The organism is Streptomyces sp. NBC_00158 (assembly GCF_045160885.1).
In the GTDB taxonomy this organism is placed as follows: Bacteria; Actinomycetota; Actinomycetes; order Streptomycetales; family Streptomycetaceae; genus Streptomyces.
Map to the genome: position 1 here is coordinate 718,380 of NZ_CP108161.1, position 19,314 is coordinate 737,693.

At 74.0% G+C, this 19,314-nt stretch carries 17 protein-coding genes; 8 read left to right on the plus strand and 9 right to left on the minus strand.

Going from position 1 to position 19,314, the window contains the following annotated elements; translation table 11 throughout:
• Together OG553_RS03175 and OG553_RS03180 are read right to left on the minus strand one after the other, a co-directional pair.
• Positions 1 to 1,515, minus strand: a complete 1,515-nt coding sequence (locus tag OG553_RS03175; protein WP_405977479.1) for an AMP-binding protein — start codon at positions 1,513 to 1,515, stop codon at positions 1 to 3.
• Between the two features lie 51 nt (positions 1,516 to 1,566).
• Positions 1,567 to 2,226, minus strand: coding sequence for a TetR/AcrR family transcriptional regulator (locus OG553_RS03180; RefSeq protein WP_405977480.1), 660 nt, complete (start codon positions 2,224 to 2,226; stop codon positions 1,567 to 1,569).
• A 118-nt stretch (positions 2,227 to 2,344) separates the two neighbouring features.
• On the opposite strand from OG553_RS03180, the gene OG553_RS03185 reads away from it, so the two are divergent.
• Complete coding sequence (locus tag OG553_RS03185; RefSeq protein WP_405977481.1) at positions 2,345 to 3,421, plus strand: FAD-dependent monooxygenase; 1,077 nt, start codon at positions 2,345 to 2,347, stop codon at positions 3,419 to 3,421.
• Between the two features lie 29 nt (positions 3,422 to 3,450).
• Here the strand turns inward: OG553_RS03185 and OG553_RS03190 are convergent, their stop codons facing one another.
• Complete coding sequence (locus OG553_RS03190) at positions 3,451 to 5,619, minus strand: putative bifunctional diguanylate cyclase/phosphodiesterase (protein WP_405982936.1); 2,169 nt, start codon at positions 5,617 to 5,619, stop codon at positions 3,451 to 3,453.
• 209 nt (positions 5,620 to 5,828) lie between these two features.
• Complete coding sequence (locus OG553_RS03195; RefSeq protein ID WP_405977482.1) at positions 5,829 to 6,659, minus strand: SAM-dependent methyltransferase; 831 nt, start codon at positions 6,657 to 6,659, stop codon at positions 5,829 to 5,831.
• 892 nt (positions 6,660 to 7,551) lie between these two features.
• On the opposite strand from OG553_RS03195, the gene OG553_RS03200 reads away from it, so the two are divergent.
• From OG553_RS03200 to OG553_RS03210, 3 genes are all read left to right on the plus strand, one after another.
• A complete protein-coding gene (locus tag OG553_RS03200; protein WP_405977483.1) occupies positions 7,552 to 7,677 on the plus strand; it encodes a hypothetical protein in 126 nt (41 codons plus the stop codon).
• Between the two features lie 33 nt (positions 7,678 to 7,710).
• Positions 7,711 to 8,481 carry a hypothetical protein gene (locus OG553_RS03205; RefSeq protein ID WP_405977484.1) on the plus strand — a complete coding sequence of 257 codons (771 nt, stop codon included), beginning with the start codon at positions 7,711 to 7,713 and terminating at the stop codon, positions 8,479 to 8,481.
• A 189-nt stretch (positions 8,482 to 8,670) separates the two neighbouring features.
• Entirely contained in the window at positions 8,671 to 9,414 is a 744-nt protein-coding gene (locus OG553_RS03210) for a hypothetical protein (RefSeq protein ID WP_405977485.1), read from the plus strand.
• Positions 9,415 to 9,529: 115 nt separating this feature from the next.
• Here OG553_RS03210 and OG553_RS03215 read toward each other — a convergent pair whose 3' ends face one another.
• Positions 9,530 to 10,030 (minus strand): hypothetical protein, encoded by a 501-nt coding sequence (locus OG553_RS03215; protein WP_405977486.1) that lies wholly within the window; start codon positions 10,028 to 10,030, stop codon positions 9,530 to 9,532.
• 353 nt (positions 10,031 to 10,383) lie between these two features.
• Between OG553_RS03215 and OG553_RS03220 the strand changes: the two genes are divergently transcribed.
• Positions 10,384 to 11,046, plus strand: coding sequence for a class F sortase (locus OG553_RS03220; RefSeq protein ID WP_405977487.1), 663 nt, complete (start codon positions 10,384 to 10,386; stop codon positions 11,044 to 11,046).
• A 57-nt stretch (positions 11,047 to 11,103) separates the two neighbouring features.
• On the opposite strand, the gene OG553_RS03225 is transcribed toward OG553_RS03220, so the two are convergent.
• Both OG553_RS03225 and lysX read right to left on the minus strand, forming a co-directional pair.
• The gene (locus tag OG553_RS03225) at positions 11,104 to 11,973 is read right to left on the minus strand and encodes a polysaccharide deacetylase family protein (protein WP_405977488.1); all 870 of its coding nucleotides are present in this window, start codon (positions 11,971 to 11,973) and stop codon (positions 11,104 to 11,106) included.
• Positions 11,974 to 12,073: 100 nt separating this feature from the next.
• Positions 12,074 to 15,376, minus strand: coding sequence for a bifunctional lysylphosphatidylglycerol synthetase/lysine--tRNA ligase LysX (lysX, locus tag OG553_RS03230; RefSeq protein ID WP_405977489.1), 3,303 nt, complete (start codon positions 15,374 to 15,376; stop codon positions 12,074 to 12,076).
• A 60-nt stretch (positions 15,377 to 15,436) separates the two neighbouring features.
• Here lysX and OG553_RS03235 point away from each other — a divergent pair, with 60 nt between their 5' ends.
• Complete coding sequence (locus tag OG553_RS03235; protein ID WP_405977490.1) at positions 15,437 to 15,898, plus strand: universal stress protein; 462 nt, start codon at positions 15,437 to 15,439, stop codon at positions 15,896 to 15,898.
• A gap of 55 nt (positions 15,899 to 15,953) precedes the next feature.
• Here the strand turns inward: OG553_RS03235 and OG553_RS03240 are convergent, their stop codons facing one another.
• Complete coding sequence (locus tag OG553_RS03240; protein ID WP_405977491.1) at positions 15,954 to 17,156, minus strand: CapA family protein; 1,203 nt, start codon at positions 17,154 to 17,156, stop codon at positions 15,954 to 15,956.
• 463 nt (positions 17,157 to 17,619) lie between these two features.
• Between OG553_RS03240 and OG553_RS03245 the strand changes: the two genes are divergently transcribed.
• Together OG553_RS03245 and OG553_RS03250 are read left to right on the plus strand one after the other, a co-directional pair.
• A complete protein-coding gene (locus OG553_RS03245) occupies positions 17,620 to 18,153 on the plus strand; it encodes a sigma-70 family RNA polymerase sigma factor (protein ID WP_405977492.1) in 534 nt (177 codons plus the stop codon).
• A 217-nt stretch (positions 18,154 to 18,370) separates the two neighbouring features.
• Positions 18,371 to 18,871 carry a hypothetical protein gene (locus OG553_RS03250; protein WP_405977493.1) on the plus strand — a complete coding sequence of 167 codons (501 nt, stop codon included), beginning with the start codon at positions 18,371 to 18,373 and terminating at the stop codon, positions 18,869 to 18,871.
• Between the two features lie 50 nt (positions 18,872 to 18,921).
• Here the strand turns inward: OG553_RS03250 and OG553_RS03255 are convergent, their stop codons facing one another.
• On the minus strand, positions 18,922 to 19,302 hold the full coding sequence (locus OG553_RS03255) for a hypothetical protein (protein ID WP_405977494.1): 381 nt from the start codon (positions 19,300 to 19,302) through the stop codon (positions 18,922 to 18,924).
• Between the last annotated feature and the right edge of the window lie 12 nt (positions 19,303 to 19,314).

Genomic DNA, 19,314 nt, shown 5'->3' on the forward strand with positions numbered 1-19,314 from the left:
TCAGGGTGCCCGGCGCGGCGGGAGCGGAGCGGCCGCCGCGCGCTCCCGCAGCAGTCGTTTGTCGGGTTTGCCGCGAGCGGTCAGCGGGATCTCACGGGTCCAGAACACGGCGGTCGGCCGGTGGGCCGGGGCCAGGTCCCTCTCGACCAGGCCACAGGCTCCGTCGGCCGCCGCACCGGTCGGCTCGAAGCCGGGGGCCGGCACCAGGAAGGCGCAGACCTCCTCTCCGGTGAGCGTGCTGGGGCGGCCGACGACCGCCGCCTGCGCCACGGCGGGATGGCGCCCGAGCGACGCCTCGACCGGCAGGCAGTAGATGTTGGCGCCGTTGACGATCACGATGTCCTTCACCCGGTCGTCGAGGTAGAGGTACCCGCCGTCGCCGAAGTGCCCGATGTCCCCGGTGCGCAGCCATCCCCCGCGCAGGACTTCGGCCGTCAGGTCCGGCTGGTTCCAGTAGCCGGCCATGACGGACTCCGAACGGACCCACACCTCGCCCCGGCGGCCGGCGGCCAGTACGGCGCCCCGGTCGTCCCGTACCTGGACCTCCACCCCGGCCGCGGGCCGGCCCGCCGATGCCAGCAGCTCGGGGCGGCCGGACACCGCCGCCTCGTGGTCGGCGGGGGTGAGCCGGCAGATCACCGCCGCCTCGTTCATCCCGTAGCCCTGCCGCCACCGCGCGTCCCACCGGGTCACGGCCTCGCGCAGGCGTCCGGGCAGTACGGGCGAGGCGCCGTACGAGACGGCCTCCAGGCCGGGGATGCCGGCCGAGGTCGCCGGGTCGTCCAGCAGCCGGTACAGCATCGGGGGCGTCAGGTACGTCGACACCCGCCCCAGGCGCCTGCACGCGGCGGCGAACTCCCGCGGCTCGAAGGGGTCGAGGATCTCCACCCTGCCGCCGGCCCGCAGCTGTTCCAGGCAGCGGCCGCCGGAACGCTGGGCCAGGGTGGTGACCGAGAGGTACACCGGCTCCGTCCAGCGGGCCCCGCGCCCGCTGTCGCGCGCCGCCAGGGACCCGAAGGTCGAGGCCACGCCCTTGGGGCGGCCCGTGGTCCCGCCGGTGTACATGACGCGGGCGAGGTCCTCCTCCCGCGCCCGCACCGGTACCTCGGCGGGCTCGCGCGCGGACGCCGCGGCGAGCAGTCCGTCCAGGCCGAGCCGGCGGGCACCGGTCTCCGGCACCGGTACGTCGTGCACGACCAGGCCCGGACGGCAGTCCCGCAGGATGAACTCCATGCCATGGACGGCCGGACCGCCCACGACCTGGGTCAGCCGCGCACCCAGTACGTGCGCGGCGAGCCGCACCAGCAGGGCCTCCGGCCGGTTGCCGCCCGTGACGCAGGCCAGGCCCGTGCCCCGCCCGACGCCGGCCTCTTCCAGTGCCCCGGCGAGCCGGTACACGGCGTCCAGGACCTCGCGGAACCGCAGGACTCCGGCGCCGGCCCCGGCCCCGATCGCGGGCCGTTCGCCGTACCGCTCCAACGCCCCGATCAGTTCGGTGACATACCTGGCGCCCATGCGCTCACCCGCTTCCGCGACCCGGCTTCGCGGTGGTTTCGTCCACCGGTGTCAGGAGGGTATGAGCGGCCCGAGGGTCCGGTCGAGGCCGTCGGCCAGCATCGCGAAGGCCCTGTCGGCTTCGGCGACGGCTGCCGGGTGGGCCTCGTCGGCGCTCTGGCCGGCGGAGATCCGGCGCCAGTTCGCCCGGCCCAGCTCATGGCGGACGGTCACCAGCTGCAGCGCCGCCAGCCGCGCGGTGAACGGGGGGACCCCCTCCGCCTCCAGGGCGGCCGCGAGCGCTTCCACCTCACCGGCCGTGTAGTGGGCGATGCGCGCCTGCAGGCCGGCGGTGGAGTACAGCAGCCCCTGGAAGGCGAGCACGTTCGGGTGGTCGCAGAGCCCGGTGATGGGGTCCCTCTGGGCGAGCGCCGCCAGGAAGTGCTCGTGGACCGCCCGCACCGGGGTCAGACCGTGCGGGCGGTCGCGCACGATCCGGGCCGCCTCGTCCTGGTGGTCGGCGAACCGGTCGAGCACCAGGTCCTCCTTGCTCGGGAAGTACCGGAACAGGGTGGGCTTGGAAACCTCGGCCGCGGCGGCCACATCGGCCACCGACACGGCATCGAAGCCGCGTTCGAGGAAGAGTTCGAGCGCGGTGGCGGCCAGGTGCTGCCGCGTACGCGCCTTCTTGCTTTCGCGCAGTCCCGTGCGCGGACCCGTGGTGTTGTCCATGCCTCCACCGTACCACAGAAAAGTGACCGAGTTAATTTCATGACCGGGTTGCATTTTTGCCCGGGTTGCGCTTTCCTTGAGTCATCGAGCGATTCGGCACCGAGGAGAGGGAACTCCGATGAGCGACGTACTGAGCGACGTACTGGTCGTGGGCTCCGGCCCCACCGGACTCACGCTGGCCTGCGACCTCGCCGGCCGCGGCATCCCGGTCCGTGTACTGGACCAGCGGCCCGGTCCGCACCGCGAATCCCGGGGCAAGAGCCTCAACCGGGACGGCCTCGACGCGATGGCGGAGCTCGGCGTGTACGAGCGGATCTCCGAAGTGGGCCGGGAGCTGGTCCTGCGCAAGTACTTCGACGGCGCGCACGTCAACGACACGCGCCTGACGGGCCTCCTCTTCATGGGTCAGTGGCAGATCGAGGAGATCCTCCGTGAACGCCTCGCCGCCCTGGGCGTCCGGGTGGAGTACGGCGCCCGGCTCACCGGGATCGACCAGGACCCTGAGGGGGTCACCGCCCGGCTGGCGGACGGCGGCACGGTCCGCGCCGGGTACCTCGCCGGCTGCGACGGCGGCCGGAGCACGGCCCGCGCGCTCCTCGGGATCGCCTTCGAGGGGACCACGGAGAAGGCGGAGACGATGGTGCTGGGCGACGTCACGGCACCGGACCTGGGCCGGGACGTCTGGCACCAGTGGTTCACCTCGGACGGCGGGGCCATGATGCTCTGCCCGATACCGGGGACACCCGATTTCCAGCTCCAGGCCTCCCCCGAGCAGGCCGCCGACGGCGAGCCGGCGCCGCCCTCGCTGGAGGGGTTCCAGCGGCTCTTCGACCGGCACGCCCGGATGGCGGGGATACGGCTGACCGGGGCGGGCTGGCTCTCCGCCTGGCGGGTCAACGTCCGCATGGCCGCCCGGATGCGCGAGGGCAGGGCCTTCCTCGCCGGGGATGCGGCCCATGTCCACTCGGTGGCCGGCGGGCTCGGGATGAACACCGGGATCCAGGACGCGATGGCCCTCGGCCGGACGCTGGGCGCCGCCCTCGCCGGGAAGGCCGGGGCGCAGGTGCTCGACGGGTACGAGGCCGAGCGGCTGCCGGCGGCCGCGCGGGTGCTGGCCGACACCTCCGAGCGGCACCGGCGGGTCCTGGCCGCGGTGCGCGAGCCCGGCCGGGGGACGGAGGCCGGCCTGGGCTGACCTGCCGGAAACCCGGCCGGGCGGCCGGCTCAGGGGGTGGGGACGGCGTCCGAGAGGGAGAGGGCGTGGATCCGGTCCGGGGCGCCGGGGCGGGCGTAGTACCAGCCCTGGGCGGTGTCGCAGCCGAGGGCGCGCAGCTGGGCCGCCTGGGCGCCGGTCTCGACGCCCTCCACGGTCACCGCCAGCTCCAGGCTGTGGGCCAGGGCGACGATGCCCTCCACGATCTTGACGTCGACGGGGTCGGCCGGCTGCTGCTGCATCCCCTGGGTGAAGGAGCGGTCCAGCTTCAGGACGCTGACCGGGAGGCGGCGCAGGTTGGCGAGGTTCGAGTAGCCGGTGCCGAAGTCGTCGAGGGCGATGTCCACGCCGAGCGCGGCGAGCCGGCGCAGCGGTTCGAGGAGCTCGTCGTCGGCCCCGATCAGCGCCGACTCGGTGACCTCCAGGCACAGGGCGCCCGGGGCCAGCCCGGAGGACTCCAGCACCCGGACGGTGTCGGCGACCAGCCCGGGGTGGTGGAGCTGGGTCGGCGAGAGGTTGACGTTGACGCGCAGGGCGGCCCCGCCGTGCTGGCGCTGCCAGTTGCGGGCCTGGCGGACGGACTCCTCCAGCACCCAGCGGCCGAGCGGCACGATCAGCCCGGTCCGCTCGGCGAGCGGGATGAACCGGTCCGGGCCGAGCACCCCGTACTGGGGGTGCGACCAGCGCACCAGCGCCTCCGCACCGTGCACGCTGCCGTCGTGCATGTGCACCAGGGGCTGGTACTCGATGAAGAACTCGCCGCGCTCCAGCGCCGCCGGCAGGGCGTTGGTCAGGCCGTGCCGGGTGATGGCGCGGGCGTCGGCCTCCGCGTCGGCGAACTCGAAGCGGTTGCCGCCGGCCGCTTTGGCCCGGTACATGGTGATGTCGGCGCTGCGCAGCACCTCCGCCGGGGTGCGCTCGCCCGCGCGGCCCTCGACGATGCCGATGCTGCCTCGCACCGACAGCTCCCGGCCCTCCAGCCGGATGGGGGTGGAGAGCGCGGACAGGATGCGTACGGCGAGATCGGTGACCTTCTCCCCGGCGTCCTCGCCGGTGCCGGCGGCGGGGCCGGTGGTGAGGGCCACGAACTCGTCGCCGCCGAGGCGGGCCACGACCTCGCCCGGTCCGGTGGCGCAGCTCTGGAGCCGGTCGGCGACCTCGACGAGGAGCCGGTCCCCCGCCGAGTGGCCGAGGCTGTCGTTGACCGTCTTGAAGCCGTCCAGGTCGAGGTAGCACAGGCCGAAGCGGCTGCCGGGGGCGGCGCCCAGGGCCTTCTCCAGCCGTTCGAAGAACAGGGTGCGGTTGGGGAGCCCGGTCAGCGCGTCGTGGGTGGCCTCGTAGCGCAGCCGGAGGTTGAGCAGCCGGCGTTCGGTGGTGTCCTCCATCAGGGCCAGCTGGTACTGGGGGACCCCGTCGGCGTCGCGCAGCAGGGACACCGTCAGGTTGGTCCACAGCACGGTGCCGTCGTGGCGGTAGTAGGGCTTCTCGACGCGGTAGTGCTCGCGTTCCCCGCGCACGAGCTCCCCGTACATCCGCCAGACGTGCGGGGTGTCGTCGGGGTGGCCCCATTCGCTGACGTTGCGGCTGCGGACGTGGCCCTCCAGGCCGCCGAACATCTTCAGGAGGGTGTCGTTGACCTCGAGGACGTTGCCGTCGAGGTCGGCGATGCCGATGCCGACGGCGGCGCCCTCGAAGACGGCCCGGAAGCGCTCCTCACTGGCGTGCAGGGCCTGCTGGGCGTCGGTGCGGGCGGTCAGCGCGGAGCGGGCGATGGCCTCCTGCTCCCGCAGGGTGCGCTCGCGCAGCGCGCGGGCGAAGCCGGCGGCTATGCCGTGCTGGAGCCGGGCGCAGCGGGAGCGGTACTCCTCGCGGCCCTCGGTTCCGGCGCCGTCGGGGCCGCAGTAGAGGACGAGGTAGGACTCGACCACGCCGAGGGTGCCGGCGAGCGCCTCGGGGTCGGTGCAGTGCACGGCGACGAGTTCCTCGCCGACGCGCTGGGCGACGCCCGCGTCGAAGGGGCGGGCGTGCAGGGCCTCGGTCAGGGTCCGGGTGAGGGGGACGAGGTGCTGTTCGAACTCGGGGCGGGTCAGGGAGGTCGCCGTGACGGGGAAGATCGCCCGGGACCAGATGGTGGCGAAACGGGCGATGCGGTCCTCCAGGCCGGTGCGCAGTTCACGCAGCGGCGCCCGGCTCCCGTGCGGGCCGGGCGTCGGGCCGGGGTCCGCCGCGCCCTGCCGGGGCGCCTGCCGTCCGGCGGTCCCCGCCGCGGCGGAGCCGGCGGCAGGGCCGGTGGCGGAGCCCGCGCCGCCACCGCTGCCGTCGGCGGGGGTGGCGGAGGCGGGGCCGGCCGGGCGCGGGCCGGCGGGCGGGGGCGTCGGAGCGGGGAGTCTCACGCCTTGCGTCCCACGCCGCCGTAGCCCGAGAAGGCGTACGGGTCCTCGGGCTGCTCGCCCTCCGCAAGGGGTCCGGTGTTCTCGGGGCGCCAGTCGGGCATCGACACCAGGCCCGGCTCCAGCAGCTCGAACCCGTCGAAGAAGCCGGTGATCTGCTCGTGGCCGCGCATGACGAGCGGGTTGCGGATGTCCCGGTAGACGCCGACGGCCCCGCCCGCGACCTCCTCGGTCAGCGGGATGCCCTCGTAGGAGGCGTGGGTGAGGACCAGCAGGCTGCCCGGGGCCAGCGCGTCGCGCAGCTCGGCGACGGCCTCGTACGGCCGGTCGGTGTCCTCCAGGAAGTGCAGTACGGCGACGAGCAGCAGCGCGACGGGCCGTTCGAGGTCCAGCAGCCGGCCGACCTCTGCGGAGCCGAGGATGTCCTTCGGCTTGCGCAGGTCGGCGGGGACGACGCCGGTGCGGTCGTCTCCGGCCAGGACGGCGCGGCTGTGGGCGACGGCCACCGGGTCGTGGTCGACGTAGACGACGCGGGCCTCGGAGCTGGCGGCGCGGGCAATCTCGTGGACGTTGCCGAAGGTCGGGATGCCGGAGCCGATGTCGAGGAACTGGGTGACGCCCTCGGCCACGGCGTGCCGGACGGCGCGGCGCATGAAGGCCCGGTTGGCCTGCATGATCTTGGGGAGGCCCGGCATGAACTCCATGGCGCGGCGGGCGGCCTGGCGGTCGACCTCGAAATTGTGGGAGCCGCCCAGGTAGTAATCGTAGATGCGGGACACACTGGGCACCGATATGTCGATGCCCGGCGGGGCCCAGGCGGGGCGTTCCATCGGGGTCTCCAAGCCTCGTCGTGCCGTGGTCGGGCGGGTTCCGTCCGGGGGTCGGGACGGCGGTCGGACTGCTGTCCGAGCCGAATGTACTGATCATTTCCCAACAGGGCGAGCAAAAGCGGAAATTGGCGGTCCGTTCTTGGTCACACACCAAAGGCACGTGCGGACCCCGCCACCTGCGAAGAAGGAGCCGAGAAATACCATTTGAGATTTCGGCCGTGAACGCTCGGAAGCGGTCCGGAACTGGCTCAAACATCTACGCCGCACACTCCACCCGATCAGGCGAACCGAAGCCGGGCCTCGCGTGCGCGGGCGCGCGCGGGCCCATGCTCCCCGGGTGAACAGAGCCTTAGCCAGACGCCTGCTGGCGGTCCCGGTCCTGCTGTGGGCATCGCTTTCCGCCACGCCGGCCGTGGCCGATAGCTGCGCCTACGCGACGATCGGCGCCGCCGACGGCGGAACCGTCGTCGAGCTGTACGCGTATGCCGGCAGCGGCGGCAGCGGGGCCGGCCGGGGTGGCGGACATCACGGCGGCCACGGCAACGGGCACGTCTGCGGACACCGCGGCAAGGGCCACGCGCACGACTGCCCGCCCCCTCCCCCGCCGTGCCCGCCCAAGCCCACCCCGAAGCCGCCGCCCCCGCCGCCACCCCCTCCACCGCCGAAGCCGCCGCCGCCCAAGCCGACCCCTCCCCCGCCGCCGAAGCCGGCCCCCGAGCCGCCCCGGCCGGCCCCGGCCCCGCCGCCACCGCCCGCACCGGCTCCCGAGCCGCCACCGCCGCCCCCGCCGCCGCCCCCGCGGGTGTACAAGGCACCCGCCCCGCCGCCACCGGCCCCCGAGCCGCCGCCCGCACCCGCGCCGGCCCCGGCCCCGGCTCCCAAACCCAAGCCCGTGGCCCGTCCCAGCTACCACACCCCCGCGCGCAAACCGGTGGAGCACCACATCTCACCGGTCACCTTCACGCTCATGACCGCCGCCCCCGCCGTGCTCGCGATCGTCGCGCTGCGCCCGCGCTAGGCCGGACCCACCGCTCATCGATTGGGAGTCATCTTGTCGGAATGGCTCGTCCTGTCCCTCGCGATGGCCGCGGCCTGTGCCGTGGTGCTGTCCATCGCCTTCTTCAACCACCGCAGGATCGGCGAGGACGACGATCCGAACGAGACCCCGGACGTCATCGAGTACATGACGATGATGATCGGGGTGATCTACGCGATCGTCCTGGGCCTGGCGATCGCGGGCGTCTGGGAGGGCCGCGGGGCCGCCCAGGAGTACGTGCGCCAGGAGGCGCAGGCCCTCCACGAGATCAGCGTCCGCTCCGAGGTCTACCCGCCCGAGGTGCGCCGCAAGATCCGCTCCGACGTCGACGCGTACGTGACGTACGTGGTCGACACGGAGTGGCAGAAGATGGCGGAAGGCGGCTCGGTCACCGAACGCAGCGGGGAGCTGCTGGAGAAGATCCGCCGCGACGTCACCGACTACGAGCCGCAGACCGACCACGAGGGGCAGGCCTACCAGCCGCTGGTCGACCAGGTCGCCCTCGTGGACGACGCCCGCAACTCGCGCGGCCAGAGCGCCGGGGCCACCATGCCCGGCGTGGTGTGGTTCGGGCTGATCGCCGGAGCCCTGGTCACGGTGGGCCTGATCTTCACCCTGCAGATCCGCCGTTCCTTCCGCGAGATGCTGCTGGCCGGCCTGTTCAGCGCGCTGATCGCGTTCCTGCTCTTCCTGATCTGGGACTTCGACTCGCCCTTCGGGCGCGGCATCTCCGCCACCGCGGAGCCGTTCCTCGCCCAGTTCCCGCACCTGGGCCTCGAAAAGTGAACGCACGCCCGCTCCCGGGAAACCGGGAGCGGGCCCCCGTCGCCGGTTCGGCCCACGGACGTGCCCCATTCGCCCGCTCCTGATCGCGGGTCACCGGACCCGCGCCTAGCGTGGCGGACATCGAGGTGCACGACCCCCCACGTGCGGAAACTCCGTGCGACTGCGCCTCGGGGATCCGGAGGACCCACCATGGGCGCGATACGCGGCTCCGTCACCGCCCTCCTGAGCGCCGGCGCCATCCTCGCGCTCGGCGCCTCCTGCGCGCCCACCGCCATGACACCCGGCGGCGCGCCCGCCGCCCCGGCGCCCGAGGCCGCGCCCGTGACCTCGTTCGCCTTCGCCGTCATCCCCTCCACGGTGGCCCCCGGCGGCCAGGTGATCCTCTCGGTCAGCGACTGCGACGCCGCGTACGCCACCGCATCCTCCGGCGTCTTCGACACGGTCAGCATCGCGCGCGGCCAGACCGTCCGGGTCACGGTCGACCGCGACGCCCGGCGCGGGGCCCTGTACTCCGTCACCTTCACCTGCAACGGGGAGAACGGCTCGGCCGACCTCACCATCGCCGGCGGTACGTCGACGCCCACCACCAGCTCCACCGCCGGCGTCCGCCGCACCCCCTCCGCGGAGACCACCACCGGCGCCCGGCCGCGAGCCACCGCCCCCGCCACGGTCCTCACCACCGCTCCCACCGCCTTCCCCACCGCGGTGCGCACCGCCCCGGCCGCCCGGATCACGCCCACCGCGCGCCCCTCGGCCCCGGCGGCCTCCGCCTCGCGCAGCACCCCGGCCGCCCTCGGCGTGCGCGGCGGCCTCGGCGGCAGCGTGGCCGGGATGGACCCCGTGGAACTCGGGCTGGGCGCCGCGCTCTTCGTCACCGCCGCGGGCGGGACCGTGTGCGCCCTGCGCCGGCGCCGCCCGGCACGCGGCCACTGACCCGGCACGCCACCCCGCCCCTGCCCGCCCCTGCCCCGGACGCCGTCGGCCGCCACCGGCCGGTGGCCCCGGGTCCAGGACCCGGGGCGGACCGTGGCCGCGGCTCGCGGGCGCGTCAGCCCCGGGAGCCGACCGGACGGCGGCGGCGGATCACGTGCGCTCCCGCGCCGAGCGCCGCGGCGCCGACGAGGCCCGCGCCGATGGCCGTCTCGGCGGTGGACGGGCCGAAGGAGCCGCCGAGGCCGCCCTGTGCTCCGTTGCCCGGCAGGATCGTGAACCGGTGCGTGGCGACCAGGCTGTTGTCGTGGCACTTGACGGACAGCGTGTGGTGGCCCGGCGAGGCGTGGTTGAAGATCCGGACGGTCGCGAAGCCGATGGAGCCGGCCGACAGGTTGGTCTGCGGAAAGTTGCCGTTCGACCAGACCGTGCCGCCGTGGCCGCAGCCCGCGGCGCTGACCTGCATCGAGGAGCCCTGGTGCACGGAGTACGGGTTGACGGTGACGTTGCTGGGCCCGTTGCCGCCGCCCTGCGGCGAGTTCGCGGCGGCGAACGGGGCACTGAGACCGATCGCGGCGCAGGCGGCCGCGGTCGCGGTGAGAGCGCGCAGAACACGCATGGTGGAACCTCCAGCGGGAAGCGCCCCGGAGCGGTGGCCCGGGCAGATCGACGAGAACGCCTCCCATCACGAACCCTCGGGGCGCGGCGCAACCAGCGCATTTCCGCCTTTGGTCCGCCCGGTTGAGCGACACGCCGAAGCGCGGACTGATCATCTGACGGATCCGCAGGTCATGAGCCGTCAGGCATTTATGTGACGAATACCTGGATGGGCGCACCCCAACCGGACGCGGCCACCCGTTCGCCGCTCCCCGATCGCCGTCCCGGGCGTGCACCCTTAGCGTGCGTGAAGAAGGGCGTACCGGGGAGGGACTGGAACGCGGGTCGGGACCCCCGCGTCGGGAAGGGAGAGCCATGACCGAGGACGAGTACGAGCAGCGGCCGAGGAGACGCTCCCCCTGGGGGGCGCTCGCGCTGGTCATGCTCAGCGGCCTCGCCATGATGAGGAACGGGGCGACCGCCGGGGAAGGGCCGCCGCAGCCGGCCGCCGCGGCGGCCGTCGCGCGCGCGGAGCACCTGCCGGCCCAGGCGCCCACGCCGCCCGCGGACATGGAGGTGCTGGAGCACTCGTCGGTGCAGCGCATCCGGATCCCGACGATCAACGTGGACGCGCCCGTGATGACGGTCGGGCTGGACGCGCAGGGCTGGATCGACGCCCCGCCGCCGCAGGACCGCAACCTCGCGGGCTGGTACCTCAACGGCATCTCGCCGGGCCAGCAGGGCTCCGCGGTGATCGTGGGCCACGTGGACAACGCACAGGGCCCGGCGGTCTTCTACGGCCTCGGCTCGCTCAGGCCGGGCAGCCGCATCGAGGTCGAGCGCTACGACGGTCGGACCGCGGTCTTCGAGGTGTACGGCGTGGAGGTGTTCTCGAAGAACGCCTTCCCCGGCTCGCGGGTGTACGGGGACACCGGCCACCCGGAGCTGCGCGTGATCACCTGCGGCGGCAGCTACTCCAAGGCCAAGGGCTACGACGGCAACGTGGTCGTCTTCGCCCGGATGGTGGCGGCCCGCTGACGGAACGTTTCACCAGACAGCCCGCTCCCCCGGAGGGAGCGGGCCGGGCCGACGGCCTCAGCGGGTCGGCAGCGTCATCCGGTAGCCGCGCCCGAGCAGCTGCGGCAGGTACGCCTCCAGCGCCCGGACGGTCTGCGAGCGGTTGCCGCCGGCGTCGTGGTTCAGCACGACCACGCCCGGCCCGGCGCCCGACAGCACCCGGGAGATGATCGTGGCGGTCCCCGGCTCCTTCCAGTCGAGGGTGTCCACGGTCCAGGCGAAGGGCTCCATGTTCAGGTCGGCGCCGATCTCGAAGGCGGCCCGGTTCCACGCCCCGTAGGGCGCCCGGAACCACAGCGGGGCCTGCCCGACCGCCTGGTGCACGACCTCGCTGGTGCGTCCGATCTCGGACTCCAGGGCGGACCGCGACAGGCTGGGGATCAGCGGGTGCGTCCAGGTGTGGTTGCCGATGACGTGGCCCTCGGCGGCCATCCGGCGCAGCAGGTCGCGGTTCTCGGTGGCCATCTCCCCGCAGACGAAGAACATCGCCCGGACCCCGTACCGGGCGAGGGTGTCGAGGATGGCGGGGGTGTAGCGGGGGTCGGGGCCGTCGTCGAAGGTGAGCACCATGGCGTTGCGGGTGTCCGGTCCGGCCGGCAGTTCCAGGATGGGCCGGGTGCGGACGGCGGGCTTGGCGGCGGGGGGCCGGGCGGGGGCCTCGGCGGTCATGGGCCGCAGCCGGTAGGACTTGTCCGGGGGGCCTTCGGGCCGCAGTCCGGGGGCTCCGGGGGCGGGCGCGGGGGTGCCGGGCGCGGGGGCACCGGCCGTGGCCCCGCCCCCGGCGCCGTCCTCGCCCGCGCTGAGCAGTCCGGAGGCGGCGGCGATTCCGAGGAAGACGGCGGTACGCAGGAGCACGCGTCGTCCCACTGTCGGCTCGTCATTTTTCATTATTACTACGTATCAACGACATCGCCGGAGATGTCGAGAGGCGCGGACGCGCCCCGTCCCCGTCACCCCCTCGGACCAGCCACCCCGCTGGTCGGCCGGGTCAGCCCTGTCGCACCAGGGGGAACGGCAGCGTCTCGCGGATCGTCAGGCCCGTGAGGAACATGACCAGCCGGTCGACGCCGATGCCGAGTCCGCCGGTGGGCGGCATCGCGTACTCCAGGGCGTCGAGGAAGTCGTTGTCGAGTTCCATCGCCTCGGCGTCGCCGCCCGCCGCCAGCAGCGACTGGGCGGTCAGCCGGCGGCGCTGCTCGACGGGGTCGGTCAGCTCCGAGTAGGCGGTGCCCAGTTCGGTGCCGAAGGCCACCAGGTCCCAGCGTTCGGCCAGCCGGGGGTCCTTGCGGTGCTGCCGGGTGAGCGGGGAGACGTCGGTCGGGAAGTCCTTGTAGAAGGTGGGGAGCTTCGTCCGCTCCTCCACCAGGCGCTCGTACATCTCCAGGACCACGTCCCCGCGGGTGTCGTCGGGGCCGTGCGGTACGCCCGCCCGGTCGCACAGCACGCGCAGCACGTGCTCCTCGGTGTCGGCGTCGACCTCCTCTCCGAGGGCCTCGCTGATGGCCCCGTACATCGTCTTGACCGGCCAGGGCCCGGAGATGTCGTGGACGACGAGCTTGCCGTCGGGGCCCGCCTTGTGCGCGACCGGCGAGCCGAAGGCGGCGGTGGCGGCGCCCTGGATCAGCTCCCGGGTGAGGTCGAGCATCACGTCGTAGTCGGCGAAGGCCTGGTAGGCCTCCAGCATGGTGAACTCGGGGTTGTGCTTGTAGGAGACGCCCTCGTTGCGGAAGGTGCGGCCCATCTCGAAGACCTTCTCCATGCCGCCGACGCACAGCCGCTTGAGGTAGAGCTCGGGGGCGATGCGCAGGTAGAGGTCGAGGTCGTAGGCGTTGATGTGGGTGCGGAAGGGGCGGGCGTTGGCCCCGCCGTGGATCTGCTGGAGCATCGGGGTCTCGACCTCCAGGTAGCCGCGGTCCAGCAGCCCCTGCCGCAGGGCCTGCACGGCGCTGGAGCGGGCGCGTACGACGTCCCGCGCGTCGGGGCTGGCGACGAGGTCGAGGTAGCGGCGCCGGACCCGGGCTTCCGGGTCGGCCAGGCCCTTGCGCTTGTCGGGGAGGGGGCGCAGGCACTTGCCGGTGAGCTGCCAGGAGCCGACCACGACGGACGGCTCCCCGCTGCGGCTGGCGCCGACCTCGCCAGTGGCCACCACGTGGTCGCCGAAGTCGACCTGGGAGGTGAAGGCGTCCAGAACGTCGGGGCCGGACTCGTCGCGGGTGAACATCAGCTGGGCGTCGCCCGTCCAGTCGCGCAGCACGGCGAAGACCACGCCCCCGAGGTCGCGCACGACCATCACCCGTCCGGCGAGGGTGACCCGTTCGCCGGTGCGGGCGCCGGGGGTCCGGCCGGGGTGGGCGGCCGCGAGGGCGGCGGCGGTGTGGGTGCGCTGCGGGATCCCGACGGGGTAGGGGTCCGTGCCGGCGGCTCGGATCCGCTCCAGCTTGGCGTGCCGGACCCGGACCTGTTCGGGCATCCGTTCGGCGGGGGCCCGGTCGCCGTCCTCGCCGACGAGGTCCAGGCCCAGGGAGTCGATGGAGGGCAGCCCGGCGGTGTTGGCGGGGGCGGTGAGGCCCTTGGCGTGGCCGTTGCCCCAGAGCTTGCGCATGCTGGGGACCGAGACGAAGCCCTCGGCGATGCCGGAGGCGAGGCTGACCCGGGCGAGCGAGCCGGCGTCCTGGTAGCAGAGGAAGCGGGGGTACCACTCGGGGCCGTACTTGACGTTGGAGCGGTACAGGGCCTCCAGCTGCCACCAGCGGGAGAAGAACAGCAGCAGCCGGCGCCACAGCTTGAGCACCGGGCCGGCGCCGATCCGGCCGCCCTCCTCGAAGGCGGAGCGGAACACGGCGAAGTTGAGGGAGATCCGGCGCACGCCGAGCCCGGGGGCGGCCGCGCACAGCTGGGCCACCATGAACTCCATGACCCCGTTGGGGGCGGAGCGGTCGCGGCGCATCAGGTCGAGGGAGATGCCGTCCTTGCCCCAGGGGACGAAGGACAGCAGGGCGATCAGCTCGCCGCCCGCGTCGAAGGCCTCGACCAGCAGGCAGTCCCCGTCCTCGGGGTCGCCGAGCCGGTCCAGGGCCATGGAGAAGCCGCGTTCGGTCTCGGTGTCGCGCCAGCGGTCGGCCCGGTCGACGATGGTCCGCATCTCCTCCTCGGTGAGGGCCGAGTGGCGGCGGATGACGGTGGTGGCGCCGGTCCGCCTGACCCGGTTGACGGCCTGCCGGGTGACCCGCATGTCGCGGCCGTCGAGGTCGAAGTGGGCGACGTGCAGGATGGCCTCGTCGCCGAGCTGGAGGGCGCTCAGGCCCGAGCGGGCGTACGCGGTCGCCCCGTCCTCGGAGGCGCCCATCACGGCCGGCTGCCAGCCGTAGCGGCGGGCGACGGCGAGCCAGGCGTCGATGGCGGGGGTCCAGGCGCCGGGGTCGCCCACCGGGTCGCCGCTGGCCAGGCAGACCCCGGCCTCGACGCGGTAGGTGACGGCGGCCTTGCCGTTCGGGGCGAAGACGACGGCCTTGTCGCGCCGGGTGGCGAAGTAGCCGAGGGAGTCGGCCCGTCCGTAGGCGCCGAGCAGCGCCCGGATCCGGGGTTCCTCGTCCCCGTGCAGGGCGGCGGTCAGCCGCTGCGAGCGGAACAGGGTCGAGGCCGCGTTCAGCAGGGCGAGGGCGCCGAAGAGGCCGAGCAGGAAGTAGAGCGGGCGGGGTGGGCGGCCGTCGAACTGCCGGGCGGAGAAGAGCCCGCCGAAGACCTGCTTGGCGGCCCAGTCCAGCCACTGCCCCTTGGGCAGGGTCCCGGGGAAGAGCGCGACGAGCGCCCAGCCGAGGAACACCGCGCCGAGCAGGCCGAGGCCGAGCACCAGCATGGCCCGCCAGACGGCGCCGGGGCGCGAGGCCGCGTAGAACTCCTTGCGGGCGGCGACCAGGACGCCGAGGGCGGCCACCGCGAGGACCATGGAGGGGCCTCCGACCCAGAAGTCCCCGTCGGCGATGATCAGCAGGTCGACCAGGATCAGCAGGGCCAGATAGGTGACGACGATCCACCAGGCGATCTTCTTGCGGGTGCCGAGGGCGGCGGCGAGGAGGAAGAGGAAGACGGCGTACGCGAGGTTCTCGCTGACCGGCACCACGAAGTCGTCGAGGAAGCGCACCACGGGGCGCAGGAGCCTGCGCAGCGTCGGGGAGAGCGCCAGCAGCGCGCACACCAGGCCCAGGGTCCCGAAGAACGCCCCGAAGGCGTCCGGGACCCGGTGCAGGAAGCGGTTGCGGGTCCCCCGGGTCTCCTCCAGCGTGGCGCTCATGCTTGGCACTGTAGGGAGGGCGGCGGCGGTCCGCGCGGCGAACCGGATAGGTTGGGCAGGGTGACGGAGCACGTGAACGCGGGGTTCGAGCGCGGGACCGACGGGCCGAAGGTGATCCTCGCCGGGGTCGACGGCTCGGAGTCCTCGCTCCGGGCGGCGGCCTACGCGGCGGGGCTGGCCCGGCGGCAGAACGCGCTGCTGGCCCTGGTGTACGTCCAGCCGGTGCCGGCGGGCGGGGTCTCGCTGGGCGCGCCGGTGGCGGACACGACCGGGGAGATCGCCGAGGGGCTGGTGGCCGAGATCCGCGCCTCGGCCGAGCGCCTCAAGGGCATCTTCGAGGTGCGCTGGCAGTTCCACACCTTCCGCGGCGACCCCTACGCGGGGCTGGTGGGCGCGTCGGAGGAGCTGCGGGCGGACGCGGTGGTGGTCGGCGCCTCCGAGCAAGCCGGGCACCGGATCGTGGGCTCGGTCGCGGTCCGCCTGGTCAAGGCGGGCCGCTGGCCGGTCACGGTGGTCCCGTAGGCCGTGTCCCCCGGGCCGGACCGGGCCCGCGACGCCCGGTGGCGCACCCCGTCGGCTACCGGGCGCGCTTCAGGCCGTCCTTGGCGGCGCCGCGGCTGAGGACGGCCTCGGTGACGGCCTCGTCGGCGCTCTCGTACGCCTCGTCGCCGGGGTCCTCGGCGAGGGCGGCGGGCAGGTTGACGACCCGGCCGGCCGACAGGTCCATCATCTGCGGGACGAACTCGGCCCCGGTCACCCGCCAGCGCTGCCCGGGGGCGGCGGGCGGGGCGAAGGTGAAGCGGGCGATGGAGCCGTAGTTGCCGCGCATGTCGCGGGCGCCGGAGTGGTTGAACATCTCTCCCGCGACCTGGTCGCCCATCCCGTAGACGATCCAGGTCCCGTTGACCTTCTCGTAGGCCTGCGGGACGTGCGCGTGCGTGCCGAGGATCATGTCGACGTCCGGGCGTCCGCCGGTCTGCGAGGCGGTCAGCGCCTTCCCCAGCGAGAGCTGCGTCTCGTCCGGTTCCGTCTGCCATTCGGTGCCCCAGTGGATGCTGACCAGCACCACGTCCGCACCGGCCTTCCGGGCGGCGCGGGCGTCCGCGAGGATCTTGTCCTGGCGCATCGGGTTGACCGCCCAGGGCTGTCCGTCGGGCATGGGGTAGCCGTTGGTGCCGTAGGTGTACGCGAGGTGCGCGACCTTCGCGGAGCCCGCCGTGTAGAGGGTGGTCCGCGCCGCCTCCGCGGCGGTGCGGGCGGAGCCGGCGTGGCCGAGGCCGACCTTGTCGAAGCGGTCGAGGGTGCGTTTCAGTCCCTCGGCCCCGTCGTCCAGGGTGTGGTTGGAGGCGGTGGAGCAGCCGTCGTACCCGGCGTCCTTGAGGGCGTCGGCGACCGAGGGCGGGGAGACGAAGGCCGGGTAGCCGCTGAAGGGGCCGTCGTCCTCGCCGTAGATGGTCTCCATGTGGCACAGGGCGAGGTCGGCCGCCGCGACCACCGGTTTCACCCCGGAGAACATCGGCCGGAAGTCGTACCCGTCGCCGCCCGCGTCGGCCGCCGCGCGCTTGATGACCGAGGTGTGCGGGAGTACGTCCCCGCTGGCGACCAGGGTGAAGCCCCGGGCGGCGGAGGGGGTGGCGGGGGCCGTGCCGGCGGGGGCCCCGGCGGCGCTGGAGCCGAGGCGGGCGGGCGCCCGGTCCCCGGTGGCGGAGCATCCGGCCGCCGACGCCGGGAGCAGCAGGGCGGTCAGCAGGGCGAGGGCCCGCCGGGTGCGCTTGGTCATCTGTCCCAGCTCCCGTTCATAGGACTGTCGGATCAACCGAAATCCATAGGAGAAGGGCTCTCAAGTCAAGGACCGGCGCCGTGCTCCGGCCGCGCCCCACCCCGTCGGCCGATGGCCGTTCGCCGCGCCGTTCGACCGTTCGTCGCCGGGCGCGGCCGCCCACCGGACGACCCGGGGCCTTGGGCGCAACACCCCCGCCGGACGGTTCCCGGGCGGCTCCGTGCAGGTGAGGGTGAGTGCGACGCCCACCGCCCTAGGGCCTGTCGTCAAACTCCCGTCGTCGCCCGAAGGGCGGCCCCGCGGCGTCTGGTGCGTGCTCTCGGTGCGCCGGGCGGAAGCCCGCGTACTGGACGTACTTGGCTTTCGCCCGGTGCGGCGAGAGCGCGTGCCAGGCGTCGCGGGGCAGACGGGAGTTTGACGACAGGCCCTAGGACCTCGGACCCGGACCCGGAAGGAGCCACTCGTGTCGCCCTCCCCCACCCTCCAGCGCACGGAACCCGAGGCGCTCGCCGAACTCCAGCGCGAGCACGGGCGGGCCCTGTTCGGATTCCTGCTCGGCCTCACCCACGGGGACGCCCAGCGCGCGGAGGACCTCGTCCAGGAGACCCTCGTACGCGTCTGGCAGCACCCGGAGGTGCTGGTGACCGGGCACGAGTCCATGCGGCCGTGGCTGTTCACGGTGGCGCGGCGGCTGGCGATCGACGCCCGCCGGGCGCGGCTGTCGCGGCCGCAGGAGGTCGACCCCGACGGTCTGGAGCAGGCGCCGGCCCCCGAGGACGCGGTGGCCGGCTCGGTCACCGCGATCGACGTCCGGCGGGCCGTGGGGAGCCTGGGGCCGGAGCACCGGGCCGTCCTGATGCAGGTCTACTTCCAGGACCGCTCGGTGGCCGAGGCCGCGGCGGAGCTCGGCATCCCCGCCGGAACGGTCAAGTCCCGCACGTACTACGCCCTGCGCGCCCTGCGGAAGGGGCTCCAGGGGTACGGGCTCGGCGCCTGACCGGGGCCCCGCCCCACGCCCGCTCCCGGCCCGGTGGAGAAACACTCAAGGAACGCCGCCGATGCGCACGATCCGGACACGGAGCACACCGATATCGGCACCAGTCCGTGCAAGTTGAGTAAACATCCCCCGTTCCGCGAGCCGTCCGGTGAAGGCTTCGGGCATGACGGCGGCAGGCTCACACGCGGGAGAGGGTGGCACGGTGCAGCCCGAGGGTATGAACGGCACCAGTGACGGCGGACTGGCGGTCCCCATGGCGTGGCTCTACGCGGAGTACATCGCCGACGAGCTGCTGCGCACGGGCCGGCTGATCCCGGTGAGCACGCTGGAGTTCCGGGCCGGGCGCGACACGCTCGCGCTGACGATCTACCTCTCGGACGCGGCCGGCGAACTGTCCGGGATCCGGGTGGTCTCGCAGCTGGACGAGTGGCTCTCCCTGACGGCGTACGGGCACCCCTGGCGCGACTGGGTCCACACCCGCTTCCTCGCGCTGGGCGAGGAGGCCCGCGAGCGCGGCGGCGCCGAGGACCCGGACCTCGAACTGGCCCGGGCGGCGTGGCGCTGGCTGGACCACACGGAGCTCTTCGCCACCAACCTCGACCCGGGCCGCCCCGGCGACGCCGACACCCCGGCGCCCCTGGACGAGAACGCCCGCGTATGGACCCCGGCCTGGCAGCTCGGCCTGCCGCTGGGGCACCTCGCGATGCACCTGTTCTAGCGGATCCCGCTTCCGGCGGATCCCCGCTTCCTGCGGATCCCCACGACGGCCTACGCCGACTCGGCCGGGTCCGTCACCAGGCCCGTGAAGTCGGCCTCGTTGCGCTCGGCCCGGCCCACGTACCAGCGGGCGATCAGCCACATCACCGGGTACGCCGCCAGCCCCAGCCCGACCCAGACCAGCGGGCCCGCGGCCGCCCGGGGCAGCAGGTAGCCCAGCGGCAGCAGCCCGAGGACGAGGGCCAGCACCGTCAGCGCGCCCAGCCCGGCGCGCAGCTGGCTGCGCATCAGGGCCCGTACGTAGGTGGCGCCGAGGCTGGTCTGCTCGGAGATCTCCGAGCGGGCCGGCGTGTGCGCGGGCGGACGGCGGCGGGCGCCGCGCGGGACGCCGGTGACGGTCTCCCGCCGGGGCGGCGGCTGCTGCTCGGCCATGGTGCCGGAGTC

What these genes read in the sequence shown, in the direction of transcription:
- OG553_RS03175 (WP_405977479.1), bottom strand. Translation starts at nt 1,515, where the DNA reads ATGGGCGCCAGGTATGTCACCGAACTGATCGGGGCGTTGGAGCGGTAC.
- OG553_RS03180 (WP_405977480.1), bottom strand. Translation starts at nt 2,226, where the DNA reads ATGGACAACACCACGGGTCCGCGCACGGGACTGCGCGAAAGCAAGAAG.
- OG553_RS03185 (WP_405977481.1), top strand. Translation starts at nt 2,345, where the DNA reads ATGAGCGACGTACTGAGCGACGTACTGGTCGTGGGCTCCGGCCCCACC.
- OG553_RS03195 (WP_405977482.1), bottom strand. Translation starts at nt 6,659, where the DNA reads ATGGAACGCCCCGCCTGGGCCCCGCCGGGCATCGACATATCGGTGCCC.
- OG553_RS03210 (WP_405977485.1), top strand. Translation starts at nt 8,671, where the DNA reads ATGGGCGCGATACGCGGCTCCGTCACCGCCCTCCTGAGCGCCGGCGCC.
- OG553_RS03215 (WP_405977486.1), bottom strand. Translation starts at nt 10,030, where the DNA reads ATGCGTGTTCTGCGCGCTCTCACCGCGACCGCGGCCGCCTGCGCCGCG.
- OG553_RS03220 (WP_405977487.1), top strand. Translation starts at nt 10,384, where the DNA reads ATGACCGAGGACGAGTACGAGCAGCGGCCGAGGAGACGCTCCCCCTGG.
- OG553_RS03225 (WP_405977488.1), bottom strand. Translation starts at nt 11,973, where the DNA reads ATGAAAAATGACGAGCCGACAGTGGGACGACGCGTGCTCCTGCGTACC.
- lysX (WP_405977489.1), bottom strand. Translation starts at nt 15,376, where the DNA reads ATGAGCGCCACGCTGGAGGAGACCCGGGGGACCCGCAACCGCTTCCTG.
- OG553_RS03240 (WP_405977491.1), bottom strand. Translation starts at nt 17,156, where the DNA reads ATGACCAAGCGCACCCGGCGGGCCCTCGCCCTGCTGACCGCCCTGCTG.
- OG553_RS03250 (WP_405977493.1), top strand. Translation starts at nt 18,371, where the DNA reads ATGAACGGCACCAGTGACGGCGGACTGGCGGTCCCCATGGCGTGGCTC.
- OG553_RS03255 (WP_405977494.1), bottom strand. Translation starts at nt 19,302, where the DNA reads ATGGCCGAGCAGCAGCCGCCGCCCCGGCGGGAGACCGTCACCGGCGTC.